This window comes from Corallococcus sp. AB045 (assembly GCF_003668895.1).
GTDB classification, from domain to species: domain Bacteria; phylum Myxococcota; class Myxococcia; order Myxococcales; family Myxococcaceae; genus Corallococcus; species Corallococcus coralloides.
Genome location: NZ_RAWN01000327.1, coordinates 1 through 6,383, shown reverse-complemented (window position 1 = coordinate 6,383; position 6,383 = coordinate 1). Strand labels below are relative to the sequence as shown.

The window sequence follows — 6,383 nt, the reverse complement described above, 5'->3', positions numbered from 1 at the left end:
ACGGAAGCCCCGCCGCCCGAGGCCGCCCCTGCCCCGCCGGCCGGGTCCGATACCGGACATCCCGCTGGCCAGCCGGCCCCTCCAGCCCTCGCCCGCCCGGTGACGCTGGTGGTGGGCGGCGACGTGACGGTCGGCTACCACTACGAGGAGTACTTCGATGATCAGGTGGCCAAGGGGAAGACGCGCGAGGAGATGTTCGCGTACGGCTTCCGCGAGGTGATGCCCATCGTGGACTCCGGCGACCTGTTCGTCGTGAACCTGGAGTGCCCGTACACGGACAGCACGGTGAAGCTGCCCAAGAACTTCAACTTCCGCGCTCGGCCGGAGCTGGTGAACGTGCTCACCGCGGGCCGCGTGGGCGTGGTGAGCCTGGCCAACAACCACATGATGGACTACGGCGCGCAGGGGCTCCTGGACACCCTCACCTCCCTGGAGGCCGCGCGCATCCCCTACTTCGGCGCCGGCCGGAACCTGGCGGAGGCGCGCCGCCCGGCCGTCCTCACCGTGGGGGACCTGAAGGTCGCGTTCCTGGGCTACTTCTTCCTGGGCACGCGCAACATCGAACCCCGGGAGGTCTACGCCACGGACACCACGCCGGGCGTGGCCGGGCACTTCTCCGACGTGGAGGTGATGGAGCGGATGCTGCGCGAGGACATCGCCCAGGCGAAGGCCCAGGCGGACCTGGTGCTCCCCTTCTTCCACTGGGGCATCGAGGGCAACACCACCCCGGAGCCGTACCAGGTGCGCCTGGCGCACGCGGCCATCGACGCGGGCGCGGCGGGGGTGCTGGGCAGCCACCCGCACGTGCTCCAGTCCATGGAGCTGTACCAGGGCAGGCCGGTGGTCTACTCGCTGGGCAACTTCGTGTTCGGCGGGAACTGGAACCCCCGGGACAAGCGCAGCGTCCTGTGGCGGGCGCGCTTCGACTCCACGGGTTATGTCTCCAGTGACGTGCTGCCCCTCAGGACCGACCGCTACCCCGAGTTCCCCGTCCAGCCGGTGCCCGTCACGGGTGCCGAGGCCGATGGGGTGATGACGCTGCTGCGCACCGCGTCGCAGGGGACGCCGGGGCTGGAGCGGATGCTCCCCGCATTGGACGCAGAGGAAGCAGGAAGCCAGCCGCCCCCCTCCTCCAGTGTGAGAGGGGGGCAGTAGCTTTCGGGACTACTTGTTGTTGCGCTGGCCGCGCTTGAAGCGCGTGCGGCGGCGCTTCAGCTGCGCCTTCCGGGTCTTGGCGCGGTTCTTCAGCTTCTTCTTGGAACGATTCCCCTTCTGTGCGGCCATGTGGAAGGACTCCGTGTTGAGCGTGATTCAAGCCGCACCGGGCGGCGACGGGGGCCGTTCTTACATGCCGCTGCCCATACGGCCAAGGTTTTCCTTGACGCCCTCGGCCCTTGCCACGGGGCGCCCAACGGGGCAAGACGCCCCGGGAACCACGCATGATTGACAAATTGGAAGAGGTCGAGCGCCGCTTCGAGCGGCTCACGGCCGACCTGTCGAACCCCGATATCCTCGCCGACACGGCGAAGCTCCAGAAGGTATCCAAGGAGCGCGCCGGGCTGGAGAAGCTCGTCGAGACCTTCCGCGGCTACCGCAAGGTGCTGGCGGACCTGTCGGAGGTGGAGTCGTGGCTGTCCAGCTCCGACCCCGACGAGAAGGCCTACGCCAAGGAGTCCCTGCCGGGCCTCAAGGAGCAGCGCGAGGAGCAGGAAGCCGCGCTGAAGATCCTCCTGCTGCCCAAGGATCCCAATGACGAGAAGAACGTCATCCTGGAGATCCGCGCGGGCGCGGGCGGCGACGAGGCGGCCCTCTTCGCCGAAGAGGTCATGCAGATGTACCTGCGCTACGCGGACCGCAAGGGCTGGAAGGCGGACATCCTGGACATGAGCGCGGGCAACGCGGGCGGCGTGAAGGACGCCACGGTGACGCTCTCCGGGGACGCCGTGTTCAGCCAGCTCAAGTACGAGTCCGGCGTCCACCGCGTGCAGCGCGTGCCGGCCACGGAGACGCAGGGGCGCATCCACACCTCCACCATCACCGTGTCGGTGATGCCGGAGGCGGAGGACGTGGACGTGCAGATCAACCCCGCGGACATCGAGATGCAGGTGATGCGCTCCACGGGCGCCGGTGGCCAGAGCGTCAACACCACGGACTCCGCGGTGCGCCTCATCCACAAGCCGTCCGGCATCGTGGTGAAGTGCCAGCAGGAGAAGAGCCAGGGGAAGAACCGCGCCATGGCCCTGCGCATGCTGCGCGCGAAGCTCTACGACATGGAGCAGGAGCGCATCCGCAACGAGCGCGACTCCATGCGCCGCGGCCAGGTGGGCACGGGCGACCGCAGCGAGAAGATCCGCACCTACAACTTCCCGCAGGACCGGCTCACCGACCACCGCATCGGGCTCACCGTGCACAACCTGCCGGCCATCATGGTGGGCAACGTGGACGAAGTGATTACCGCCTGCCGCACCCACTACCAGGCCGAAGCCCTCAAGGCGCAGACGGGCGGCGGGCGTCCCGCCAGCGAAGCATGAGCGACGTCTGGACCATCCGTCGGCTCCTCACCTGGACGACGGGGCACTTCGAGAAGCGCGGGGTGGACGCGCCCCGGCTCACGACGGAAATCCTCCTGGCGCACGTGCTCAAGACGGGCCGGGTGCGCCTGTACGTGGACCTGGACCGGCCGCTGTCCAAGGACGAGCTGGCCGCCTTCAAGGCGCTCATCGAGCGCCGGATGGCGGGCGAGCCCACGAACTACCTGACGGGCACGAAGGAGTTCTACAACCGCCCGTTCAAGGTGGACGCGCGCGTGCTCATCCCCCGGCCGGAGACGGAGCTGCTGGTGGAGGCGGTGCTGCACTCGGTGCCGAAGGATGCGCCCAGCCGCGTGCTGGACGTGTGCACGGGCTCCGGCTGCATCGCCATCAGCGTGGCGGCGGAGCGGCCCCAGGCGACGGTGCTGGCCACGGACCTGTCCAAGGACGCGTGCGCGCTGGCCCGTGAGAACGCACAGGCCCTGGGCGTGGCCGAGCGCGTGAACGTGCTGGAGGGCGACCTGTTCTCTCCCCTGCCCCCGGACGCGACGTTCCGGGTGGTGGTGTCGAATCCGCCGTACATCGACTCGGGCGACATCGCCGGGCTGTCCGCCGAGGTGCGGCGAGAGCCCCGGCTGGCGCTGGATGGCGGGCCGGACGGACTGGCCACGCTGCGGCGGGTGATTGAGGGCGCCCGGCGGGTGCTGGAGCCTGGCGGATTGCTTGCATTGGAGATGGGTGAGACCCAGGGAAGCGCCGTCCTGGAGCTCCTGCGGGCCGCGGGTTACTCGGACGCGCGCGTGGAGAAGGACCTGGAGCGGCGTGAACGCATGGCGTTCGGGACACAGCCCGCGGCCTGACGGCCACGGGACGCGCGGCCCGGCAGCCGCACGCAAAGAAGGTACGTAAAAGACATGGACAAGATCGTCATGAAGGGTGGCACCGCGCTGCACGGCGAGGTGGAGGTCTCCGGCGCGAAGAACGCGGCGCTGCCCATCCTGGCCTCCGCGCTGCTCGCGGACGGCACCACCACCTTCCGCAACGTGCCGGACCTGGCGGACGTGGCCACGATGCTGGAGGTGCTCCGCACGATGGGCTGCGAGGCCGAGCGGCTCACCGGCAGGAAGGCGGACACCTGTGAAATCAGCATCGTGGGGGACATCACCCCGGAGGCCCCCTACGACCTGGTGAAGACCATGCGCGCCAGCGTCCTGGTGCTGGGGCCGCTCGTGGCGCGATACGGCCGGGCGCGCGTGTCCATGCCGGGCGGGTGCGCCATTGGCGCGCGTCCCATCGACCAGCACCTCAAGGGCCTCAAGGCGCTGGGCGCGGACATCCACCTGACCGAAGGCTACGTGGAGGCCCGGGCGAAGCAGCTCAAGGGCGGCATGGTCAACTTCGACGTCATCACCGTCACCGGCACGGAGAACGTGATGATGGCGGCGGTGCTCGCGAAGGGCCGCACCGTGATGGAGAACTGCGCGCGCGAGCCGGAGGTAGAGGAGCTGGCGCGGGTCCTCAACAAGATGGGCGCGAAGGTGGAGGGGGCGGGCACGTCCGTCATCACCATCGAGGGCGTGGAGTGCCTGAACCCGGTGGAGCACGCCATCCTCCCGGACCGCATCGAGGCGGGCACGCTGCTGGTGGCGGCGGCCATCAGCGGGGGCAACGTGCTGGTGAAGCACGCGCGCCCGGAGCACCTGGACGCGGTCATCGACAAGCTGCGCGAGGCGGGCTGCACCATCACCGTGGAGGGCGGGGGCCTGCGCTGCAAGGCGCCCAGGTCGCTCAAGTCGGTGAACATCACCACCACGGAGCACCCGGGCTTCCCCACGGACATGCAGGCGCAGTTGATGGCGCTGATGACGGTGAGCCACGGCACGTCCGTCATCTCCGAGAACATCTTCGAGAACCGCTTCATGCACGTGCCGGAGCTGCACCGGCTGGGCGCGGACATCACCATCCAGGGGCACACGGCGGTGGTGAAGGGCGTGAAGGGGCTCAGCGGGGCGCCGGTGATGGCCACCGACCTGCGCGCCAGCGCGTCGCTCATCCTGGCCGGCCTGCGGGCAGACGGGCAGACCGAGGTCAGCCGCGTCTACCACCTGGACCGCGGGTACGAGCGGCTGGAGCGCAAACTGCGGGGCCTGGGGGCGGACATCCGCCGGGTGAAGGAGCGGGCCTGAGTCCTGGGGGCCGGCTGAAGGCACGTTGCCAACAGAAGCCGCCGCACGGGTTGCATCCCAATTTTTGGGCGACCTATCATTCTCCATTCACTGGGGAGCACTCTGGGCTCCCCCTTTCAGGAGAACGAGCCGCCCCATGAATTGCCCCGGTTGCAGCGTCGAGATGACTGATCTCGAAGGAGATCACGACGAGACGTTGCGGAAGTGTGGAGATTGCGGAGGCCTGTGGACCGATGTTTCGGACCTGCGCCGCATCCTCCTTCACAACAACCTGCCCGGTCTGGAGCAACTCGGGGGCAAGGTCGACGCGGAGGCCCTGACAGGGCAGTGCCCGGACTGCCAGGTGGACTTCGTGCGCATCGACGGTGGGGACCGGAGTCACCCCCTGCACTACGACACCTGCGAGTCCTGCGGCGGCATCTTCCTGGAATCGGAGTTCGCGGACGCCACGGACGTCAAGGCCGCCGAGCAGGAGATCGTCACCTTCTTCCGCAACTTCGACGCGAAGCGGAAGGCCAAGGCGGCCATCTAGGCCCCAGGCTCCAAGCTCGGTGGGCGCCCGGTTCTTCCAGGCGCCCGGTTGTGCTCAAGGCTGGCCGCGGAAGGCGCTTCCCCACTCCTCGGGGAGCGTCCCGTCCAGCGACAGCGCGGCGGCCGCCTTCGGCCCCTCGCCGGCGGGGGTCCGCTCGAAGCGGGCCGTCACCTTGCCCTTCTTCGGGATGTCCAACGTCACCTTGTTGCCGGACACCGTGTAGGTGCCGCTGACGACGGTGGTGGGCTCGGGCGTCTCCAGGGGCTCCAGCGAGAAGCGCCAGGTCCCGTCCACGAAGAAGGACAGGAAGCGCTCCGGGGCGCCTTCATGGCCGCCGAACCAGGTGCCCACGAGCGGGGCCACACGCGCGTCGTACTTGTACCGGGTGGCGAGCGCGGGGCCGTTGAGGGGCTTTCCTCTCGAGTAGAGGACGAGATCGGTGAGGCACACCGGGCTGTCCTCCTTGGTACCGGGGAAGCGGTCCGCCACCTCCAGGATGAAGCGCGCGCCGAACAGCGGCTGGGACAGGGGCACGGCCTGCAGGCCACGCTTGTCCTGCACGGTGACGCTGCGGGACGCGTCCACGCTGGTGAGGGTGAACTTGCGCACGCGGCCGTTGGCCTTGAAGGCGTCGCGGGACGTGCCGTCGCCCGTGTAGACGCGCACCTCGTCCAGGGTGACGGGCTCCTTGAAGCCGATGAAGACGTGGGACGGCTTCTCCCCTTCCGCGCACCAGACGGTGGTGTCCCGGCCGTCCAGGAGGTTGAGGGGCACGTAGTGGTCCGGGCGCGCCTCCTTCTCCAGCCAGGCCTCCGCCTGGGCATAGCCGGGCGCGGCGGGCGCGGCGGCGAGGACGGACGGAGACACGAGCAGCAGGCAGGCCAGGGACAGGCGTCGCATGGGGCGCATCTTGGATCGTCCCTGCCCCGTCGCTCCAGTCCGGGTGTGCACCTTCCGTCACCATCGGACTTGGCGTTGTGCAGGTGACGTCCGGGGGCGCGGATGAAAGCGGCCCGCCGGGGGTTGGGGGTGCTTGACACCCGGACACGCCCAGGCCGACAAGGCGGACCGACCGAGGAGGAAGACGTGATGCGACGTTGGGGCTGGGTCTGTGTCCTGGGGCTGGGGCTGCTG

6 protein-coding genes are annotated in these 6,383 nt (G+C 69.2%); 5 read left to right on the top strand and 1 reads right to left on the bottom strand.

Annotation, left to right across the window (positions count from 1 at the left end; genetic code table 11):
- The 5 genes from D7Y21_RS39595 to D7Y21_RS39575 form a co-directional block, all read left to right on the top strand.
- On the top strand, positions 1 to 1,155 hold a 1,155-nt coding region (locus D7Y21_RS39595), incomplete at its 5' end, for a CapA family protein (RefSeq protein WP_233612476.1).
- Positions 1,156 to 1,439: 284 nt separating this feature from the next.
- On the top strand, positions 1,440 to 2,531 hold the full coding sequence (prfA, locus tag D7Y21_RS39590; protein ID WP_120564111.1) for a peptide chain release factor 1: 1,092 nt from the start codon (positions 1,440 to 1,442) through the stop codon (positions 2,529 to 2,531).
- Positions 2,528 to 3,391: a peptide chain release factor N(5)-glutamine methyltransferase gene (gene prmC / locus D7Y21_RS39585; RefSeq protein WP_121718474.1), complete on the top strand. Its 864-nt coding sequence runs from the start codon at positions 2,528 to 2,530 to the stop codon at positions 3,389 to 3,391. Before prfA ends, prmC begins: the two co-directional genes overlap by 4 nt.
- Before the next feature lie 54 nt (positions 3,392 to 3,445).
- Positions 3,446 to 4,717 carry a UDP-N-acetylglucosamine 1-carboxyvinyltransferase gene (gene murA, locus D7Y21_RS39580; protein WP_121718473.1) on the top strand — a complete coding sequence of 424 codons (1,272 nt, stop codon included), beginning with the start codon at positions 3,446 to 3,448 and terminating at the stop codon, positions 4,715 to 4,717.
- 136 nt (positions 4,718 to 4,853) lie between these two features.
- On the top strand, positions 4,854 to 5,249 hold the full coding sequence (locus D7Y21_RS39575) for a zf-TFIIB domain-containing protein (protein ID WP_120564108.1): 396 nt from the start codon (positions 4,854 to 4,856) through the stop codon (positions 5,247 to 5,249).
- Between the two features lie 54 nt (positions 5,250 to 5,303).
- Here the strand turns inward: D7Y21_RS39575 and D7Y21_RS39570 are convergent, their stop codons facing one another.
- A complete protein-coding gene (locus tag D7Y21_RS39570; RefSeq protein ID WP_233612475.1) occupies positions 5,304 to 6,149 on the bottom strand; it encodes a discoidin domain-containing protein in 846 nt (281 codons plus the stop codon).
- Positions 6,150 to 6,383: the final 234 nt, after the last annotated feature.